The organism is Chitinophaga fulva (genome assembly GCF_012927205.1).
Lineage (GTDB): Bacteria > Bacteroidota > Bacteroidia > Chitinophagales > Chitinophagaceae > Chitinophaga > Chitinophaga fulva.
Genome location: NZ_JABBGC010000003.1, coordinates 891,958 through 912,963 on the forward strand (window position 1 = coordinate 891,958; position 21,006 = coordinate 912,963).

A 21,006-nucleotide genomic window follows, 5' to 3' on the forward strand; every position below is an offset into this window, starting at 1 on the left:
TTTGGCGTACATTTGTACTGTAATAAATAGAATTACAGAATGAACAATGCCCGGTTTCCCATATCCTTACATATACTGACGCTCCTGGCAAGGGAGGGCGGCATATTACTGTCGTCCGACTACATCGCCGGCAGCATCAATATCAACCCGGTATTGGTGAGAAAGGAGATCAGCAACCTGCGTAACCACGGCATGATAGAAAGCAAAGAAGGCAAAAACGGGGGCGCCACCCTCGCCAGGCCGGCAGCTGATATCCTGCTGTCGGATATTTATCATGCCGTGCAGCAAACTTCACTGCTGGGCAACAGCCGTAATCTGCCTAACCCGGATTGCCCGGTAGGTAAGCAGATCAATCAGCATCTCGATGATCTGTACAAGGACGTGGAAGGGGCCTTGCTGCGAAAACTGGGAGACATCACACTGGCGGACTTCGCGAATAAATTTTGATATTTTTTCATTTTGATATTTAGCTATTTATCGGGCTTCTGTAAGCAAATACTGCTAACTGAAAGCATCAACTAAATAATTAAATGTCTAAATAATCAAATAACCCAATAGTATGGACTTACAAGGTTTTCATCATATCACCAGCGACCTGAAAACCGCTGAGAAAGCAATGCCCGTTATGTTTATCGGTCACGGTAACCCCATGAACGGTATCAGCGACAATGCTTTTACCCGCGCCCTCACACAAATGGGCCAACAAGTTCCGGATAAGCCCCGCGCCATCCTGGTCATCTCCGCACACTGGCTGACCAAAGGCACACATGTGCTGGTGGCGCCGCAACCACAAACCATCCACGACTTCGGCGGCTTCCCGGAAGCGCTGTACCAGGTGCAATATCCCGCTCCCGGTGCTCCGGCCGCAGCCCGCGAAACCAAAAACCTTATTACCTCCGCCAAAGTAGTGGAGGATGAGCAGTGGGGCCTTGATCATGGCGCCTGGACAGTGCTCAAACACATGTACCCGCTGGCGGACATTCCGGTATACCAGTTGAGCATCGACTATCACCAACCACCGGAATATCATTTTAAGCTGGCAGCGGAACTGCAAGCCCTCCGCCACAAAGGAGTGCTTATCATGGGCAGCGGCAACATCGTCCACAACCTGCGCCAGATTGTGTTCTCCGACAACGCCAAACCATTCGACTGGGCCATCTCCTTCGATCAACTCGTAAAAGAAAAACTGGAACAAAAAGCATTCAACGACCTGGTCAACTATCACACCATGGGAACAGCAGCACAGCTGTCTATCCCAACGAACGACCACTACCTCCCGATGCTATACACCCTCGGACTGGTCAATAAAAACGAAGAAATTCAATTCACCTACGAAGAAATTCAGAACGGCAGCATCAGTATGCGCTGCTTCCGGACGGCATAATCAGTCGGCCCGCAAACTCTTCACCGGGTTGGCCATCGCTGCACGCAGCGCATGGTAACTGACTGTCAGCAGCGCCACTACGGTAACGCCTACACCGGTCAGCACAAATACCCATATACTGATACCGGTGCGGTAGGCAAAGCTCTGCAACCAGCGGTCCATAATCCACCAGGACAACGGGAACGCCAGTACGGCCGCTATCAACACCAGCCGGAGGAAATCCTGCGACAACATTTTTACGATACTACCAGCAGAAGCTCCCAACGTTTTGCGCACACCGATCTCCCGCGTACGCTGCACCGCCATAAACGCCGCCAGCCCAAACAAACCAAGACAGGCAATAAACAATGCCAGCACGGTAAACATCAGAAATATTTTCTCCTGTTGCTGCTCTCCTGCATACTGTTTCGCAAAACTATCATCGAGGAACTGGTAGCTGAACGGGTGGGCCATATCAAAACGCCGATACACCTTTTCCATATGCGCCAGGGCCGCAGGGATGTTCTGCGGACTAACCCGCACGTACATATTATCTTCCATTTCCGGGAAAGGGGCCATCTGCATCACCAGTGGTGCTATTTTATGTTGCAGCGAATAAGTATGAAAATCCCGCACTACGCCGGTGATCACACGTTCCGCCCGGGTGCCTTTATTATCTATTTTGAATTGTATCCGCTTGCCAATCGGATCTTTCAGCTGAAAATTTTTCACCAGCGTTTCATTCACCAGTACCGCATGATAACGATCGGCATCGCCGGTATCGGAGAAGTTACGGCCCTGCTGCAACGTGATACCCATCGTCTTCAGGAAGTTAGCGTCTACCATGAGGCTTTGGGCCAATATCGATGATTCAGCAATACTGCCATCCTGCTCCACGAAGTAGCCACTGGTACCCAGATCATTCCGCCCTATCGGATTGCTGACCGCAGCTACTTCCCGTATCAGCGGATTGCTTAACAACTGTTGTTTCATGGCGGGGATATTCTTCCGCGCCTGCACGTCGCTGATATGGAAAGAAAGCAGCTGCTCCCTGTTAAAGCCCAGATTAGTGTGCATCACATATTGCAGCTGATCATACGCTACCAGCGTGCTCGCTGTCAACACAATGGCAATCATGAACTGGAAAGTGACCAGCCCTTTACGAAAACCGGCATGGCTGCTGCCACTCAATCGCCCTTTCAGCGCGCTGATCACCCGGAAACCAGACATGAACACGGCCGGATAAATACCGGCCATCAAACCGGTGAAAGTCACCAATAACAATAGGACGCCAATAGTACGGGCCACACCGAACTGCCACAATACCAACTGACGGTGGGCAAATTCATTGAAATACGGCAACGCCACTACGACCAATCCAAACGCTACCACGGCGGATATCAGGGTAAGCAGAAACGATTCTGCCAGGAACATACGGGCAATTTCCTCCCTGCCCGACCCCATCGTTTTACGTACGCCCACTTCCTTCACCCGGCCCACAGCACGGGCTGTGGCCAGATTCATATAATTGATACAGGCTATGATTAAAATCAACAGCCCCACAAACAGGAACACATATACGTAGAGCACATTGCCATTCGACCCTATTTCATATCCCAGGTGCGAATGCAGGTGAATAGAGGTCAACGGCTGTAGCGTCATGCGGTACTCCACTTCTCCCATATGAGGTTTTACATATCGTTCCCCGAACTGCGGCAGCTTGGCTTCCAGCGCTTTGGCATCCACGCCTTTGCGCAATAACAGGTAGGTATATACGTCAAAATTCTGCCAGCCATCTGCATTATAATTGGCGGGCATTACGCGTAGCGCGCTGAAAGAAAAGTGGGTATTGGCAGGCACATCTTCCAGGATACCGGTCACCTGGAATACAAAGGCACTGTCTTCTGTACGGATCATTTTCCCCATCGCTGTCGTCGGGTCGCCGAATATTTTCTTCGCCAGCGAGCGGGTGAGCAGCAGTCCATTGGGTTGGCTGAGGCAGGTCGCCGCATCGCCCTCCAGCAGCGGAAAAGGAAGCACTTTCAAAAATGTGCTGTCAACAAAATAGATGTCATCCACCTGCATTTTTTTCCCATGATATTCCAACAGGCTGCCACCGTCAGTTAAAGCCCGCGTCACTTCTTCTATTTCCGGATAGTCTCTTTTTAATAGTGGCGCAAAGGGAGCCGATGTGGTAGCTACGTTGAGCCGGCCACCAGTCCAGGTCACGTCATTCACCGTGCGGTATACGCGGTCTTTGTTGGGGAAAAAATTTTCATAACTGGTTTCTCCCAGCACATATAAGAGCAATAGCCAGCAGGTAGCCAGACCGATGGCCAGTCCGGCAATATTGATCAGCGTATAATACTTGTACCTGGACAGATTACGCCAGGCTATCAGCAAATAATTCCTGAACATGTGATTACAGTTTAGGGTGGACATCTCCCGCTACTCCTACCTCACACGGCCAAGGCTCTCAAAAACATGCCATGCGGCACCGGCTATAAAAAGAAAGGACATATGTATAATGAAAAATATACACATGTCCGATTCCGATACACTTGTTGTTCGTTTATACTTTCAGCAGATCGCCTTCCAGTTGCACCACGTTATTGGCGATACCGGCATCAATCGCTTTCAGGATTTCTTCTTTCATCTCTTCTGTAACACGGCTGTAGCCAAACATTTTAGCGATAAAAGGCACCGCATCTTCCCGCTGGATGGCAATGGCATCTTTCACCACTTTTTCCAACGCTACGCCTATTTCCTCTACTGAAATATAGTTGATCTTACGGGCGGCAGACGGCAACAGGCTGCGGTTACGTACCACCGGTTCAGGCAGAGCGGTATGCCACAGGAACTGTCCTTTTATTTTGATGCGTTTGCTCGCATCGGAATGTCTGACGGCATGGCGAAGTATCTCACGAATGCGGGGGCCTACCCTCGTAATACCAGCTGCTTCCACCATGCGGCGGGCCAGTTCATCGAAGTGCACCGGGCTTTCTATGTTGACGACCTGTTCTATCCAGTTACACAGACTGCCAATAGGTGCGGCATGAAACTCCTGCTCCTTGATTTCTTCCGGCAGCGTAGCTATTTCATACATCTGCGTTTCATCCGTGTCTTCCTCTACCACTTCTCTTTTCAGTACAGGCGTAGCTACTGGAGGTATTTCATCCTGCGCTTCCTGATCATCCATCGTGAGCGTGGATTTGGCAGCCTCTATGGCCGCCACCAGCCTGTCCAGCTCTTTCCCGGGATTACGGAACCAGTCGGTGCTCCAGATACGGTGCATCTTCCAACCGATGGCTTCCAGCATCTGCTGACGCAGCCGGTCGCGGTCACGGGCAGAACGGGCAGAATGATAAGCAGCGCCATCACATTCAATCCCCAGGATATAACGGCCCGGGCTATCCGGATCTACAATAGCAAGATCAATATAAAAACCACGGGAGCCTACCTGCTTCCTGACGATGTATCCTTTCTCTTCCAGTTTGGCCGCTACATTTTCCTCAAAAGGACTGTCCGCCGGCCGGCCGGTTTCCACGGTCATATTGAGCCGTCCGTGCTGCGCATAGTACAGGAAGTTCTTCAGCGACGCAATGCCGTTGCTTTGTGTGCGGTTGAGATCAATATCGTCTGCGGTAAGGTTGGTAAACACCTCACAGCGCGATTTAGCGCGGGTAATCAGTACGTTGAGCCTGCGTTCACCGCCTTCATTGTTGAGCGGACCGAAAGACATGGCCACATACCCTTCTTCCGTACGGCCGTAACCGATAGAGATGAAAATCACATCCCGTTCATCCCCCTGCACATTCTCCAGGTTTTTCACAAAGAAGGGCTCATCGGCATGTTGACGGAAAAACGACTCAAGCTCCGGGTTGTTGCGACGCCGTGTTTCCAGCGCTACGGTGATAGCTTCCCGCTGGGAAGTGCTAAACGCCACTACGCCAAGGCTCAGTCCCGGATGACGACGGGCATGTTCCATCACCGCATCAGCCACTGCTTCGGCTTCCTTGGGGTTGGAACGGGTTTTACCGCGGTCATAGGCTGTATCGGGAAGATGATGGAATACCAGGCCACGGCTGTCTTTGGAGCCGGGGCTGGGGAATATCACCAGCTTGTTTTCATAAAATTCGTGGTTCGATAAAGTGATCAGCGATTCATGGCGGCTGCGGTAATGCCAGCGCAGCATGCGTTGCGGTGCACCCTGTGCGTCACACAGGCCGAGGATACTTTGCATGTCCGCTGTAATGTTCTCTTCGTCTTCCACTTCTTTGGTCAGCGTATCGAAAAAACTGGTAGGCGGCAGCTGTTTGGTATCTCCCACCACTACCAGCTGCTTGCCACGAAGGATCGCTCCCAGCGCCTCCACAGGCCTTACCTGGCTGGCTTCGTCAAATATCACCAGGTCAAATTCCAGTGTGGCCGGCGGCAGGAAATTAGCGATGGACAAGGGGCTCATCATGAACACCGGCTTGATGGCCTGTATGGCCAGACCGGCTTCTTTCATGAGTTTGCGCACCGGCATGTGCCGGGCTTTTTTATTGAATTCTGTACGGATAATGTTCACCTGGCCACCGGCTTCCATGCGGGGCATCTGCTCCCAGTGACTGAGTGCGGCACGGGCACGGTTATACTGTAAATTCATGGCATCGAGGCGGCGGAACTGCTGCACCAGCTCTTCATGCCCGGCCCTGTCGAAACGGCGCAGCGCAGGATGTGCCTTCACAGCGGTTTCCAGCAGGTATTCGTACCATGTTTTTTGCAATACGGTCTTCAGCAAACGGGCCGCTTCCGGCCAGTCTGTCGATGGGGTGATCAGGCAGGATAAATGCTCCTGCGTGGCTGTTTCGGTGATATTATTCCAGGCAATGGTATGATGGATTTCCGGCAGCCTGTCTTTCCACGTGCCCAGCTGTTGCGCAGCGGCAGTGAAGGAGACTGGCCATGGGTAGTCCGGCATTTCCAGCTGTTGTAATACACCGGCCTGCAGACCGGCAGTTTTATCACCTGCCTGTTGTAATGCATCGCGGTCAGCCGCAGCTGTAGTAGGGTCTATGTTTTTATGCAGACAGTCCAACACAGCCTCCGGACAGGTGCCGGCGGCAATACGTTTATGCATATCCGTTATATATTCCGTGGCAGTGTCCAGCGCATCCCAGTCGGTCTGGTGTTTCTGCCAGCGTGCACCGAACAGGTCGCGCGACAGCGCGGCATGTTCCTGTAACAGGGCATCGTGCCGGCGGTATTCCATGATGCTGTCTACATATTGCAGCTTCTCTGTATTGTCTTTGGGCAACGCTCCTTTACACAGGGCTGCCAGTTGTTTGTTGCTGCGATTATAAGCGCCGATAAGGAACTTATACCACTTGGTGCCATGTGCGAGCAGGTTCTGTCGCACTTCCATCAGGTCCTGTGAAAAAGCTTCCGGTATCAGGATATCCTGGTATTCCTGGTGGATGGCCGTGAGGCGACGGCCTGCTTCCAGCCAGGAAACGATATCCTGCTGTTGCAGCAACCACGCTTTGCTGCCGGTGTTCAGGCCGCTGAGGTCGGGTTTGCGCGACAGCAGATCGCAGACATGTATCAGCTGTTTCATGGCCGTCACATCTTGCGGTATCTCCAGCCCCATCTTTCCGGCAACACCGGCGAGAGACTGCTGCAATTCCTGTAAAGCGGCGGCGGTGTCCTGCAACTGCCGCTGCAACGCTTCCTGCTGATGCGGCAACAGCACGTTCAACCGGCTGCCAAGGAACAGCAACTGCGACGGCATGCCCGCTTCGCTCAGGCAGGCCTGTATTCGTTGAGCCATGGCCGTGGCCTTGTTCATGGCCCCTGCGTCCCAGGAGGCCATATCCGGCGGCGTAATAACCGGTAGTTGTTTACCGGCAATATCTTCGTTTATACGTAGCAGGTAGCCTGTGATCTGGTGTACGGAAAGACCGCTCTGCCCTACCGGCTCATTCACCGCCTGACAGTATTCATTCAGTTCCTGCCGGTGTGTGTTGAGCAGCAATACCTCTTCGCGCAGTTTCTGCACGGAAGGCCGCCCCAGTTCCAGCACACGGCGCAACTCCTGATGCAGTTCCTTTTTATTGGCTTTGTGGCTGTGCAGCTCCAGGCAGGCTTCGCCCAGCTGGATATTATCCAGACGGCGCTTCACCACTTCCAGCGCGGCCATCTTTTCTGCTACAAACAACACCTTTTTCCCTCTGCCGACGGCATCAGCGATAATGTTGGTGATGGTCTGCGATTTACCCGTGCCCGGAGGGCCTTGTATCACGAGGTGTTTGCCTTCCTGTACGGCCAGCATCGCGTGAATCTGCGAACTGTCGGCATCTACTACCTGGAACAGCTCATCGGCGCGTGGTTCGTTATCGATAAAAGCATCTTCCGGAATACCGGGCTGGTTATCTGAAAAGCCGCCGCCAAACAGGCTATTGATCACCGGGTGGGTCAGCGGGCCGCTGTCACCCGGCCAGTTGGTGGCATCCAGGTCATTATAGATCATGAATTTCCCGAAAGAGAAAAAGCCCAGCTCAATGGCGTCAGTTTCTACTTTCCAGCCAGGCATGCCATCTACGGCTGCTGCCACAGCTTTGAAATATTCAGTGATATCGAAATCTTCTGTTTCCGGCAGTTCAGGTATGCTGATATTAAAATCAGTTTTCATCTTCGCTTCCAGCGAGATGTTGCCCTCTACTTCTTCCAGCGTGTATTTCAAGCGGAAACGTTCACGGATATCCGAACGGTCCAGTTGCACTGGCACCAGCACCAGTGGCGCCAGCCGCGGCTCTGTGCTGCCTGCTTCACACCATTGCAGCATACCGAGCGACAGGTACAGGATATTAAAACCCTGTTCCTCTAAGCTCATCCTGGCGGCATAATAGGTATTCAGCAAACGGGTGTGCAGGTTCAGTTGCGACTCATTGGTTTGCAGCCGCGTATCATGCACGGCGTCTTTACCGGCAGCAGCGGGCTGCTCCTGGTACATGACCTCAGACTGCCCGGCTTTTTTATCCGGACGGTCAAGGAACGTCAGCGTTTTATTTTCCTTTACCAGCAGCTCGTATACGGCGGCTGATACTTCGTCAACAATGTGTAACCCTTTGCTGGCAGATAACTTGTAGTTTAAAAGGGGATTCTTCAGTCCAAGGTCCAGGAGCTCTTTTCGGGAGGACTCCAGCCTGGTCAATATGGATGCAATCATAATAGCCTGGCAAATAAAAAACGTTGCAAATATACTCCTATTAACGGTGCGCAGCAGGAATTATTTGATTCCTGCAAAACATGGTACCGGCGCCCTTTTGAACAAAGATCCTGCCTATCTGTTCTTAAAAGAAAATAGCCGATGAACAAATCCCTGATCACGCTACAGATAAGTCCTGCGGCCATTGTTGAATTCCCGCTCTACGATGCTCCGCCCCGGACCATCTTCACTATCACGGATGCTATTCCCTACGGTATCTGGTTCGATAAAACCAGCCGCCTGTTATACTGGACCAACATGGGTAAGCAGACGGACCAGCACGAGGGATTTGCGGCGAAGGATGGCTCCATCCAATGTTGTGACCTGAACGGAGAACAGCACCGGATATTGATTGGCAACGGCGCTATCACTACACCCCAGCAGCTGACAGGAGACCCGGAACGCGGATTCCTTTACTGGTGCGATCGTGAAGGAATGGCCGTAATGCGCTGCCATATGGACGGCTCAGGGCTGGAAACGCTGGTCAGGCAAGGCCAAAGCGAACAGGATCGGCTGGAAGGGGAAAAACAATGTGTAGGCATCAGCCTGGATACATTGCGCCAGCATATCTACTGGACGCAGGAAGGTCCCGCCAAAGGCGGAAAAGGACGTATATTCCGGGCCGGCATCAATATCCCCGAAGGACAGACAGCAGATAACAGGACTGATATCACGCTGTTGATTGATCAATTACCGGAGCCCATCTACCTGGAATTCGCAGAAATAAGCGGCCGCCTGTACTGGACAGACCGTGGCGCGCCGCCCAACGGTAACTCTCTCAACAGCGCTACCATCACGGAAGACGGCCGGTTGCTCAATCATCACTTATTGATCACCGGCTTGCAGGAAGGCATCGGCCTGACGGTAGATGAAAAAGATAACAAAGCCTATGTGACAGACCTCGGCGGATATATCCGCGAAGTCAACCTGGCCACAGGACGACAATCTATTCTCCGCCAGCAGGGTGCCACTACAGGGATTACCCTGCTTACGGATTCTTAAAATCAATCTCAGGCTTTTGTGCATTAATCTTTTTATTATATTTTGCTGTCCCAAACCACCCCGCCAACAGCAATGGACCATAGAAGAATATTGGAAGAAGTTACCCGGACCAGCATAGAACTATTGATGCAGGAGCCTTTCTATTCCCATTTTTTTGCCGCTATCAATAAAGAAGTCACCAGTCCTGATTCCGATATTCAGACCATGGCCGTAGGCCTGCGCCAGCGAGGCCACACCCTTTATATTAACCCGGCATTCTGGGACCACTTTTTTACGGATAAGCGTCACCGTTATGGGGTGGTGAAACATGAAGTATTACACATCGTTTTTAAGCATACACTGGTGCATGAACCGGGGGCCGACCGCCTGCTGGTCAACATTGCCATGGATATTGTGGTGAACCAGTACATCGACCGGGCACATTTACCCGTGGAGTCTGTATTCATGGAAGGTTTCCCGGAACTACAGTTTGAAAAGGGCCAGACCTGGCGTTACTACTATGAGAAACTGGTACACCTGCGCGACAACATGGACACGTTATACAAAGACACCGAATGCGCGCGCATGCTATGTGCTATCTCTGAAGCGTCCCATGGCATGGACCGTCACCGCCAGTGGAAAGAAATCTTTGAACGCAGTCAGCTCGACAAAGAACTGACCAGCCTGGAAATAGACAATCTTATTGGCATAGCCCGCAACAGGACAAATGAAAAAGGCTATGGCAAATTGCCTGCGTCCCTCAGGTCCTACCTGGACTCCATTCTGCTCAAAAGCAAACCACTGGTAGACTGGCGGCGGGTGATAAAGATTTTTTCCGAAAGCAGCAGCAAAACGAAAGTACGCAGCACGCTCAAACGCCCGTCCAAACGCTTTGGTACCAATCCCGGCATCAAAATCAGGAAACAGAAAAAACTGCTGATAGCGGTAGACACCTCCGGAAGTATCGGTCGGGATGAGCTTTCCACCTTCTTTAGCGAAGTACATCATATCTGGCGGCAGGGCGCTGAAATACAGGTGCTCGAGTGTGATGCCACCGTACAACGCGTGTATACCTATAAGGGCGTTCCGCCGGAATTTATCATGGGCCGCGGTGGTACAGATTTTAATCCGCCGATCGAATACGGTAATGATAATTTCCGTCCCGACGGACTGATCTACTTTACCGATGGCGTTGCTCCTGCCCCCACTGTCATGGCTCGTTTCCCGCTGTTGTGGGTTATCAGCGACAGTGGCATCGCCGGGGATTCTGAAGAATTCCGGGGACTGCCTGGCAGAAAAGCCAAATTAACATCATCCTGAAAAATATAGACCGAGAACTGCGTAAAAACTATGGCAACAACGAAAACACCGCAATTCAACTACATCACCTACGGAACAAAAGTCAATGCCCAACAGGTGGAGAGAATGCTCGAACATGTGACCCATCAGCATTTCGATAACCCACAACATACCGGCAAACGCAGGCCTACCCCCATTTGTATCTGGGGCCTGCATGGTATCGGCAAAACAGAAATGGTACGCGATTTTGCCCTGCGCAAAGGCTACCAGTTCACCTACATTGCTCCCGCACAATTTGAGGAAATGGGCGACCTGCTGGGGATGCCCAAAATATCACAACACCTCGACAATGCCGCTACACAGTTTGTGGCGCCCGACTGGGTACCCAAACAGGCCGGTCCCGGTATTTTCCTTATAGACGACGTAAACCGCGCCGATGACCGTATCCTTCGTGGTATCATGCAACTGCTGCAGAACTATGAACTCGTCAGCTGGCGCTTCCCGGAAGGTTGGATCATCATACTCACCGCCAATCCCGACGGTGGCGATTATTCCGTTTCCACCATGGACGATGCCATGCTCACCCGTATGATGCATGTGACCATGGAGTTTGACGTAAAAACATGGGCACGCTGGGCAGAAAGCGCCGGCATCGATCCCCGTGGTATCGACTTCATCCTCACCTATCCGGAAGTGGTAACCGGTACCCGCACTACGCCCCGCTCACTGGTACAGTTTTTCCAGTCGCTCGAAACCATCACCGACCTGCGTGCTGACCTCGACCTGGTGAAAATGCTCGGCGACGGCTGCCTCGACGAAGCCACCACTTCCGCGTTCATCACCTTCGTGAACATGGACCTCGATAAGCTCATCGCTCCGCAGGATATTCTCAACGCACCTAATTTCCAGATACTGGAAGGACAGATCAAAGCGCTCGTGGATGGCCAGACCAAACGCATGGACATCCTCTCTGTGATGATGACCAGGCTGACCAACCACCTGCTCAATGCCAGAGAAGAACTCAACGATAAAGCTTTCGGCAACCTGAAAGCCTTTATCTTGCTGGGCTTCATCCCCAACGACCTGCGGCTGGCCATGGCACAGGACCTGGTAAATGCCACCAACAAAAGCCTGAAAAAACTGTACAGCATACCCGAAGTGGCCAAACTGCTGCTCGCCAAAATGTAATGTGATGCAAGACCTAAGCAAATACATCCGATATAGTGCTAAAAACCTCGATATCTGGGACGCTAACGGAGAAATCGATCAACTGCCGGACGAGATTTTTCTTGAATACCCCAATACGGAAAACGTGGCGTTGCATGTTAAAAACATGACCACGTTGCCTGGCTCTATTTATTCCCTGAAACAGTTGAAAACACTGACCATTTCAGGTACTAAAATGAAAGCCTTACCAGAAGAGCTTAACCAGCTGCAACAACTGCAGAGCATCCGCCTTAACAACGGCAATATGGATGTCAACAAAGGGCTGCCACTGCTCATACAGCTGCCGGACCTTCGCATCCTGGACCTGGGCAACTGGCGCGGGAACGCCTTTCCTGCCAACTTGTCCCAGCTAAAACAGTTGACGCAGCTGACGCTCTCCAATGACAAGATGAAAGGAAACATTCCGGAAGTCATGGCCCTGGTAGCAGCGTTACCTGACCTGAGGGAACTGCACATTACTGTCACCGGAGATGACTACTATCATTTGTTGTCCCCGGAAAATATGCCGGTGCTCGACAAACTACAGAAGATAGACATCAGCTATAATGGCCTCTGGCGTTCCGAGCCTTATAAAACACCTTTATGTGTGGCCACCACCCATAAAGTACAGATACATTACGCTTTCCGGGAAAGCCTGCCGGCATTCCGCCTGAAAGTGAAAGACAAAGCCTATAATGCGCTTCAGCTACAGCTGTTGTTTGGTATATACTTAAAAGTGATACCCGCCATCAATGTACTGCTGCCTAATCAGCTGACAAGCGCCATCGCTGCGCAACAGCATCCCAACCTGCATTTGCTGGCAAAACCCAAAGGGGAAAGCCAGAAATCCATCAATGAAAAGCTGGAACAGTACGGCATCTCCGTCAACAATAAACAGGCCGACAGCAGTACGATCGTGGTAATAGGTACTGACACCACCATGGAAGACCTAATGCCCTTGCTGGATGCCGGTTGCCAGGTCATCACCACCGATCAGCTCAATGAAGTGCTGATCAATAAAGATGACCACTGGCTGCTCCAGGATGACAACGAAGCGGCCAATACACAGTTGCTGCGTCTCTTCGCCTCCAATGACCCGGACAACTACCAGCTGGCTTTTGAGATCATCGAAACAGGCGGCGCCAACAAAATCATTCAGACATTACTGGCGGTAGTGATGCTGGCCCATCCGGATAAAACGATTCACAAAAAAGCAGAGAAGCTATATGACAAATACGGCTCACAGGCTTTCCGGCAACAGGTAAAAAACAATAAAATATCTTTGCGTGTAGGCGGCAACGTGAATTCAAAATTACAGCGGGTAGTGGCCAGCCAGGATGTGGATGAGGTGATGTTCCGCCTCATGTACCAGCTGGTGGCCGGCTCCAACAGCAATATCAGCAAAGTGCGTGTCAGCTCCTTCAGCATGAAGGGTATTGCCAATATTACGCTGCCTCCTGAAATAGCTTTCTTTACCCAGATCACCGACTGGGATTTTGAAACCTGCGAAGGCTTTAATATCGAAGCTGCCATTCCCATTCTTGCTGAGATGCCTAACGTAAAGCACCTGCGGCTCAATAGTTGTCACATTCAGATACCAGGTTCCATTGGCACGCTGACACAGCTGGAAACCTTGCAGATAGCCCACAATACGCTGGCAGTGGAGGATTCACTGCAATCATTGGTACACCTGAAATCACTGGATGTTACCGGTGTAAAATTGAAAAACTGGGACTGGTTACAATCGCTGAAAGGGCTCATGGGGCTCATGTTAAGCAACAATCAGCTGCCAGCCATTCCGGAAGCGGTGTTTGACATGCAGCAACTGATACAGCTCGAAGCCCGGAATAACAAACTGACAGCCGTACCGGAAGCGTTGACACGCCTGCCGAAACTGGACCAGCTGGACTTCAGCAACAACCAGATCACTGCCTTCCCCTATTTTCTCGGGAAATACAAATTATCCTCGCTGCTGCTGCGTTCCAATAAAATACCGGAAGTAGATATGCATCAACTGGCGACCGTTGCTGGTGGCCAACCAATTTCATGGGGAGAACTGAACCTGTCGCGCAACCAGCTGTCTTCCTTTGAAATGACAGGTTGTAGATTTGTGATGCGTGTACTCGATATCTCCCACAATCAGCTGACGGTATTACATCCGTCTATATTTGTGGCGCCGCTGAAAGATTTTTACGGTCATCACAACCAGATTGCTGAATTGCCGCCAATTGCTGCCGGTACGCGTTTTGATGACTTCTGGGTACACCACAACCGGTTGACCGAACTACCAGCACACATTGCACGCATCTTCATTCAGAATGCAGATTTCAGTAACAACCAGATCAGCACGATCCATCCTGATTTTAACCTGTATGGCGCCGACAGCTATGCCCGGTTATACTGGAAGATGCAAAACAACCCTACCCCCAAAGGTAAGATTGGCGGCATGTACCTCTAAATAAAAAGAGCGGGCACTACAACGTTGCCCGCTCTTTTCATATATACAGTACGTTTAGTAACCGATACAAGCCAGTTTCCCGTCCATGGTGCTCACCAGTACTTTTCTGTTGCCTATCGGCAATACAGCGTTTACCAGGCAGTTGGACAGTTTATGTTTCCACAATAACGTATAGTCCTTACGGTTAACCGCATACACTACGCCTGAATGTGTAGGCGTAAAGATCACACCATCGCGTTCCACCGCTGCCGCAGGATTCAGTTCATAACTCATTTCAATGGGTGACTTCCATAACAGCTGCATAGTGTCAGCTGTAGCCGATACGCCATACAGGTTGCCGTCCATCGTTTTGATGAAAGTCTGGCTGCTGTCTGCCGCCAGTCCGATGGATTCACGCATTCTTACGCCCGGCAATGTTTTACGCCAGATAACGTTGCCGGTCTGACTGTCAAATGCTGTCATGTAGCGGTCTGGCGCCACAATGAACACTTTGCCCTGCGCGCCTACAGGATAGCAGGCCGCCGGAGAAAACATGCGGTTGGAGGCGCCGTTGTTCCATTTCCATTTCAGCGCGCCGGTAGCAGCATCGAGGGCATAGAAATCGTTGCCCCAACTGCCGAAATACACGTTGCCCTGGTATATCAGTGGTTTATCTTCCACGAAGCCGTTCACGCCGGTAAATTCCCACACCAGTTTGCCCGTTGCCACATCAATAGCGCGGAAATGCCCGTCGGAAGCGCCTACATAGGCGATACCGTTAGCAATCTGGGCACTGGCCACTACCGGTTTACCAGTTTCAAAGCGCCAGCATTGTTTACCATTGGAAGCCTGAATACAATAGATGTAATGGTCTGAAGAAGCCACCACGATGTTGTCTCCTGTTACTACCGGCGTAGCATACACTTTACCGCGGGTTTTGAAAGACCATTGCTTTTTCCCGTTAGCCGTGTGCAGCGCATATACTTCGCCGGCGGTATTGGTGGAGATCACCAGGTCTTTCACCAGCGCCATACCGGAACCGATATCACTGTTGTCCTGGAAAGTCCAGAGGGCTTTTACGCGAGGAAAAGAATCGTTCATGGCGAATGACGGGCGTTCAAACGGGGCCGCATCATAGCGGGCATGGTGGCTTTTCAGTGGCTGCACTGTCCATTGCCGGTTTTTACCGATCAGTGGCGTCCGTTCTTCGAAAGTAGCCTGATGGTTGGCCACCGTGATGATGTTGTAACCGCCGATGCTGTCTTTTGCACGGAGGTTGGAGCGGCACATCACACCGGGAATATTTTCGAAATCGTATGTTTTGTTCGTATGGCCGTGGCCGCAGAGGATCAACTGAATATTGTGTTGTTTCAGGCGGTCGAGCGCTTCGTACCAGTTGTTGAGGTCTGCGTTTTGCGGATAGTGGTTGATATAAATAATCGGCGTAGTGGTATCTTTTGTTTTCAGCAAGTTATCGAGCCATACTACATTTTCGCGGGGCACCTGTCCGGGGCCCATGCGCATATTAGGGCCGCAGTTGGTACCGATGAACCAATAACCGCCATGCTTAAACGAAAATGTTTCGTTGCCGAACACGCGGCGGAAAGTATTGCCACCGCTTTCAGACCATTTGGTATCGTGGTTTCCGGGAATGATGTACCAGGGTTTATTGAGGCTGTCGAGCAGCCGTTTGGCCAGTTTCAGTTCTTCATCAGCGCCAAATTCGGTAATGTCTCCCGAGATGATCACAAAAGCGATGGAAGGGTCCTGGTTGATGTCGGCCACGCTGCGCTGTACGTCTTCAGCAGCATGATCGCTGCCTACGTGGATGTCTGTCATCAGCGCAAATTTGAACGCGTTTTGGGCCATTGTCACTGTCCGGCATAGGGTCAGCACTGTCACAGTGCTCAGCAGGAAAAAATATTTCATTACTTATTCTTTAGGTGCATAGTTTTTCGTTTTTTCCAGCCAGGAATTAAAGACAGTATAGAACACCGCCAGGATAATGGCGCCTTTGAACATGCCGGTAAATCCCCACGCGATCATGCCACCGATAACTCCGAGGAAAAGCACAAGAAACGGAAGTTTTCCGCTTTTTGCAATGAGAATCGGTTTTAATACGCTGTCCAGTATCAGCACACCGGCGCCGTAAATCGCCAGGAAGATGGCCCAACCGGTATTTCCTTGCATCGCCATCCAGATGACGAGGGGTATCCACACCCATAGCGGGCCCACCTGTATCAGCACCAGGAAATAAACGATGGCTGCCAGCGCAAGGGCGAAAGGAATGCCTGCTATCGCGAATCCGATCCAGGATACCACTGCGGCGGCAAGCGCGGTGCCCATTACGCCGATGGAAACACCTTTCACGGCCTGTGCGGTGGCCGCCAACAGGGCATAACCGTCTTTGTCCCCAAACATGTGGGTCATGGTGGCGCGTACCGGCCGCATCAGACGGTCGCCACTGACGAGAATAAAAGCGGAGACCACAATTCCCAGCACCACCTGCAAGGCCATTCCCAGGATACCCACTCCCGTTGTCACTACCTGATGAATACTATGCATGATCTGCCTTTCATAGATACCGGCCGTCTCCCTCGGCCGCAACTGTAGTTCATGCCAGAACTGCCCCACCTCCTTCCCTACCAGCGGTAAATTGGTGATCCACATCGGGAGATTCGGGATCCCCTCGTCTTTGGCCGTTTCCAGCCAGTAGCCGATTTCTTTCAGGTGGTCATTGACCGTGGAGACCGCATAGGCGAAAGGCAACGCCACCACAGCCACCAGCAGCAGGGAATAGATAACGGCCACCAGCTTACGCCGCCCCCCCATCCACACAACACCTTTTTCGTAGAGGTTAAACAGGGACACCGAAAAAATGATGGCAAACGTAAAGACACCGAAAAATATCTTCAGTACATCGTACAAGGCATACATGAGCCCCAGCAGTAGCAGCAGCACAATGATCGTTTCTATGATCCTCCGGGAGGTGGATGGAATACGGGTGCTCATAACGGAAAACCGGATTTGTTTCGGACACAATCAATTTACTAAAAGATTACCGAATAAGCAATGATTCCCGTCGGTGCTCCTGCCCACGAATATTAGTCCGAAGCCGGTAAATATTAATTCACCATCTCCCGGCATTCATTTTTTTACCATATTCGCACTTATCAGAAAACGATAAGATGACACCCTTGAAAAAACTCCTGAAATACCTCCTTATTTTCCTCGGCATCTTCCTGGTGCTGATACTGTTCGTGGCAGGATGCTTCTGGGTAAGTATGGAACAAAAACACAGACAGGCAAAAGAGGACGGTGAAAATTACAGTAAAATATGTGATAGCATCAGTACTATTACCGAGCAACCGAGCATTCATTTTTCCGGGTTCACGCAAAAAGAAATCCTGCAATTGCGCTTTAAAATCCTGAGAAACGGGCAATTTATCCGGGATACGCTGGTAAAAAGCACCTTCTCCTATATCTCGAAGGATAGTACCTTTTTCTCCATAAACATCCCCTATCCCGTCTTTCTAAAAACGGATACGATTGTGGTAACTACTGAAGGTGGCCTGCATTATTATATTTCGGGTTATCACCACTATGCGTCCCTGCATTATGGTATGTTTGGTTACGTAGGTAGCCATGATTGCCGCTTTGCAGAAGAATGTGTGATCAACAATGAACAGTGCAGCGGCACCCTGCTGAAAAACGACGGCTGGCTACATCCGGAGAAAGACAAGCTAAAACAGATGATTTCCCCCCAAACACCGGCATTTGACAGCATTTCCCGGCAAGCTGCCATCTCCTATGAAAAAGCCAAAGAGATATTTCTGCAAAACAGGCTCAACAAACATCTTTATTCAGTGATCCTCTACAGAATAGAAATTGGAGAAGAAGGTAGTTTTTATGTTTTGGGAGAAGAAGATGAGCATAAAAAGGACCAGATCGATCTTATTAAAATAAACACACAAACAGGGGAATGCATAAGGGAAAGAAAGTAATTCCGGAAACAAAAAAACCTTACAACACTGAGTTGCAAGGCTTTAGGTTTGCTGTATTTACAAATGTTATTTCTTTTCGCTGATAAGCCGGAGCACATATGCTATCTGGCTATCCTTTTGTTTCATATAATCTTCATAGTTCTGCCATACCTCATAGTCAGGCATAATCCCTCTCCCTTCCGGTTGGTTGGGTTTTACCGGCGCATCCTGTTCCACATACATGATGGAAAACTTCGTCTTGATTTTAGAGTGCGGCAGTTCATACACCAAACCCGCATGTCCATTGTGGCAATAGTATCCGCCCGTGGTTTCTACCCCTACAATAGTTGTATTTCTGGCGTATGCCCGCACCAGCGAAGCCAGGTGAGAAGCTGCAGAAGCTGTATTTTCATCAATCATCAGGTATAAGTGTCCTTTATATGCCGGTTGTTTGGGATAATACACCGGGTTATGGATACTGTCCTGGTAACTTCTCCCTTTGCTGTATGGCAGCAGATACCCTTTCAGGAACTTTCTGCCTTCCTTGATTTCTTCCGGCCCCGATTTGGCGTCAGTGCTCACTCCCCAGAAATATTGCATATAAGGGATAGTGTCCCGGTCAAAATTTGCATAGGCTGATATGTTTTCTTTAAAAGGATGATCTGTCAGATACATCATCGGTTGCTCGAAAGTAGGATCGCTGCCACCGGGATTGCTCCTGATGTCCAGGATGAGATTCGGTACAGCGTTTTTATCCAGTGCCTGGAACACGCTGTCGATAAAACGTACATATCCCGGGAACCTTGGGTCATCTGCCCCGTCGGCCATACTGAAAATACGGAAGCTGAGCAGTCCGGTGGATTTGTCCATCATCCGGAAGCTGTATTTCGGTTGTGTGTTATAATCGATGAGGCTATCCACCCCGGCACTGTAGCGGTTCTTCTGGTTTTCCTTGCGGGTGTCCAGCGTTACCGCCGGCAGGGCAACCGTCTTCACTTCTTTGCTGTATGGCGGATTAAAAGTAACGGTGAACTTGTCCTTCAGGCCATACTCGATCATATAGCGGTAATTGAAGGAACGGTGTACGCTTCCGGTCCATTTCTGGGTGGTATTAAACCCGTCGGTAGAGAAATATTTGTAGAAAGACTGCATCAGGGCGGTGTCAGCTACGCCGTTAATGCTCAATACACGGGAACCTGCGGGGATGTCCTTTGTCTGATTATTGAAAATGATGTTGCCTTCAATGTACTTCAGATCGTAAGGGAAATAACCACGCTGACGGCCGTAAAAATCCATCAGGTCCTTTCCGACTTCGGTGTAGTTATGACAGCTACCTTCGAAATCAGTCAGCCGCAATATTATCTTGAAATATTCAGTAGTGCTCAGCGGCTTCCTGGTCTCTTTGAAAGCCTCGTTATAAATACTGTCCACCTGCTTTTTGGTACGATAGCGGTATAACCCCGAATTGGCCTTTTCCCGGATATCGCGGAAGAGCTGAAGGTCTTCCTTCATCTCACGGGCTGTCAGTACTTTGTTGTAGATCTTTAGGCTGTCGCCCGTTGGTTGCGGCCCCGCGGGCATGGCAAGTATCTCCTGGGACAATGATTGTGACAGCAAAAACAATAAAAACAATTTTCTCATAAGTTATTCTCCGGTGGCAATGATGGTTGATATATTTATTGCAAAATAAAACTAATTATAATCAGTTATCTTCATGGTACTTTTTCTTATCTTCTTCTGTAAAAAAACAGTAAATCAACCCCTCTATATTATCATCCCCGATATCATTATTGATCCATTCCCTTAACTCCTCCATTTGACAGGTGTTATGGTGAAATTAAAGTTACCCGGAGATATGATGCTACTAATACGTTTATGCTGCATGAAGATACGCCACCGCACACATATTTGAAAATCGGTAACAATAAATGCCCGGAAATATCTAAATTTTGGTCCCCGTTATCATTAAAAAACAAAATCATGATACAGACACTCAAAGAAGGCTTGTGGAAACAATTTGGCGCCAGCATTGATATGGTTATTAATGCCGTTTCAGCTTATCCTGAAAGTCTTTGGAACACGGAGAAAAAGTTCTTTTACATGTCCTATCATGTAGCCATCTTCCTCGATTATTACCTGGCAATTCCCGCCGGGCCGCTCTCTTCCCCACTTCCATTCACACTTAGTGATGAGATTCCGGTTGATGGCATTGATGATATTGTGCCGAATAGGATTTACAGTAAGGAGGAAATAGAGGCCTATTTGCAGATAAGCAGAAAAAAATGCCACGATCTTATCTATAATATGACAGAGGCTGAATTCGCCCAACAATGGGTGGAAGTAGACGGCAATAAAGTGATGCCTGTCTTCGAATTATTTTTGTACAACATGCGCCATGTACAACATCACGCTGCACAGCTGAATATGCTGCTTAGGAAAGATACGGGTGATGCGCCGCGCTGGGTAAGGGCTGCGAGGTGATTAT

The 21,006-nt window shown here is 50.2% G+C and carries 13 protein-coding genes; 8 read left to right on the plus strand and 5 right to left on the minus strand.

Annotated elements, in window-relative coordinates:
• Positions 1-39: 39 nt before the first annotated feature.
• Both HHL17_RS26960 and ygiD read left to right on the plus strand, forming a co-directional pair.
• On the plus strand, positions 40-447 hold the full coding sequence (locus HHL17_RS26960) for an Rrf2 family transcriptional regulator (RefSeq protein WP_169227939.1): 408 nt from the start codon (positions 40-42) through the stop codon (positions 445-447).
• Positions 448-559: 112 nt separating this feature from the next.
• Positions 560-1,384: a 4,5-DOPA-extradiol-dioxygenase gene (gene ygiD, locus HHL17_RS26965; protein ID WP_169227940.1), complete on the plus strand. Its 825-nt coding sequence runs from the start codon at positions 560-562 to the stop codon at positions 1,382-1,384.
• On the opposite strand, the gene HHL17_RS26970 is transcribed toward ygiD, so the two are convergent.
• Together HHL17_RS26970 and HHL17_RS26975 are read right to left on the minus strand one after the other, a co-directional pair.
• Entirely contained in the window at positions 1,385-3,781 is a 2,397-nt protein-coding gene (locus tag HHL17_RS26970) for an ABC transporter permease (protein WP_169227941.1), read from the minus strand.
• 154 nt (positions 3,782-3,935) lie between these two features.
• Positions 3,936-8,576 carry a DUF3320 domain-containing protein gene (locus HHL17_RS26975; protein WP_169227942.1) on the minus strand — a complete coding sequence of 1,547 codons (4,641 nt, stop codon included), beginning with the start codon at positions 8,574-8,576 and terminating at the stop codon, positions 3,936-3,938.
• 141 nt (positions 8,577-8,717) lie between these two features.
• Between HHL17_RS26975 and HHL17_RS26980 the strand changes: the two genes are divergently transcribed.
• The 4 genes from HHL17_RS26980 to HHL17_RS26995 all read left to right on the plus strand — a co-directional run bounded on the left by HHL17_RS26980 (position 8,718) and on the right by HHL17_RS26995 (position 14,559).
• Positions 8,718-9,617 carry a hypothetical protein gene (locus HHL17_RS26980; RefSeq protein WP_169227943.1) on the plus strand — a complete coding sequence of 300 codons (900 nt, stop codon included), beginning with the start codon at positions 8,718-8,720 and terminating at the stop codon, positions 9,615-9,617.
• A gap of 72 nt (positions 9,618-9,689) precedes the next feature.
• Positions 9,690-10,916: a vWA domain-containing protein gene (locus tag HHL17_RS26985; RefSeq protein WP_169227944.1), complete on the plus strand. Its 1,227-nt coding sequence runs from the start codon at positions 9,690-9,692 to the stop codon at positions 10,914-10,916.
• A gap of 30 nt (positions 10,917-10,946) precedes the next feature.
• Positions 10,947-12,083 carry an ATP-binding protein gene (locus HHL17_RS26990; RefSeq protein WP_169227945.1) on the plus strand — a complete coding sequence of 379 codons (1,137 nt, stop codon included), beginning with the start codon at positions 10,947-10,949 and terminating at the stop codon, positions 12,081-12,083.
• A gap of 4 nt (positions 12,084-12,087) precedes the next feature.
• Positions 12,088-14,559 carry a leucine-rich repeat domain-containing protein gene (locus HHL17_RS26995; protein WP_169227946.1) on the plus strand — a complete coding sequence of 824 codons (2,472 nt, stop codon included), beginning with the start codon at positions 12,088-12,090 and terminating at the stop codon, positions 14,557-14,559.
• 54 nt (positions 14,560-14,613) lie between these two features.
• Here HHL17_RS26995 and HHL17_RS27000 read toward each other — a convergent pair whose 3' ends face one another.
• Together HHL17_RS27000 and HHL17_RS27005 are read right to left on the minus strand one after the other, a co-directional pair.
• On the minus strand, positions 14,614-16,467 hold the full coding sequence (locus HHL17_RS27000; RefSeq protein WP_169227947.1) for an outer membrane protein assembly factor BamB family protein: 1,854 nt from the start codon (positions 16,465-16,467) through the stop codon (positions 14,614-14,616).
• 3 nt (positions 16,468-16,470) lie between these two features.
• The gene (locus HHL17_RS27005) at positions 16,471-17,550 is read right to left on the minus strand and encodes an AI-2E family transporter (RefSeq protein ID WP_169227948.1); all 1,080 of its coding nucleotides are present in this window, start codon (positions 17,548-17,550) and stop codon (positions 16,471-16,473) included.
• A gap of 176 nt (positions 17,551-17,726) precedes the next feature.
• Here HHL17_RS27005 and HHL17_RS27010 point away from each other — a divergent pair, with 176 nt between their 5' ends.
• Positions 17,727-18,542 carry a hypothetical protein gene (locus HHL17_RS27010; protein ID WP_169227949.1) on the plus strand — a complete coding sequence of 272 codons (816 nt, stop codon included), beginning with the start codon at positions 17,727-17,729 and terminating at the stop codon, positions 18,540-18,542.
• A 66-nt stretch (positions 18,543-18,608) separates the two neighbouring features.
• On the opposite strand, the gene HHL17_RS27015 is transcribed toward HHL17_RS27010, so the two are convergent.
• Complete coding sequence (locus tag HHL17_RS27015; RefSeq protein WP_169227950.1) at positions 18,609-20,162, minus strand: S41 family peptidase; 1,554 nt, start codon at positions 20,160-20,162, stop codon at positions 18,609-18,611.
• 339 nt (positions 20,163-20,501) lie between these two features.
• Between HHL17_RS27015 and HHL17_RS27020 the strand changes: the two genes are divergently transcribed.
• The gene (locus tag HHL17_RS27020) at positions 20,502-21,002 is read left to right on the plus strand and encodes a DinB family protein (protein ID WP_206156184.1); all 501 of its coding nucleotides are present in this window, start codon (positions 20,502-20,504) and stop codon (positions 21,000-21,002) included.
• The last annotated feature ends 4 nt before the right edge of the window (positions 21,003-21,006 follow it).